Here is a 490-nt window from a genome sequence, read left to right on the forward strand (position 1 = left end):
ACTGGTCAGGCGCTTGAGGGACTGGCGGGGCTTGAGCCGGCGGATGCCGATCCGACGGAGGTCGCGCGCCAGATCGTCAACGTGGTGAACCTTCCGTTCGGCAAGCGGCCGTTCCGCGTGCACGTCGATCCGTCGCAGGATGGTGCGGAAGTGGTCAATGCCGTGGCGGATCGGATGCGGCGCGAGATGTATTACGCGATCGGACTGGAAGATCTGCTGTCGCCGAGGATCAACGGTTGAGCGTTGCCCTCCCCGTCGCCGCTCGACGCAAACGCGCAGACATCGACGACGGGCCAACCCCAGCATTAGCGGAAGAAGCGCTTGACGCGATGGCCGGATGGGGTTGGTCACGAGAACGCGGTTGAGCTGGCAATTTGATCGTGCCGAAGCCCGGGATCAACGTCGCATTGTTTCAAGTAACGCGCAGCATTTCGATGAGTGCGCGCAGGCCACTGGTGACGTGTCGTCGACTCGGATAGTAGAGACACAG

1 pseudogene is annotated in these 490 nt (G+C 62.4%); it reads left to right on the forward strand.

From position 1 onward, the window contains the following. Positions 1 to 240, forward strand: a pseudogene (locus CDV44_RS26945) (oxidoreductase); the annotation flags it as partial. Positions 241 to 490: the final 250 nt, after the last annotated feature.

It is taken from the genome of Pandoraea sp. PE-S2R-1, assembly GCF_002179865.1.
Lineage (GTDB): Bacteria > Pseudomonadota > Gammaproteobacteria > Burkholderiales > Burkholderiaceae > Pandoraea.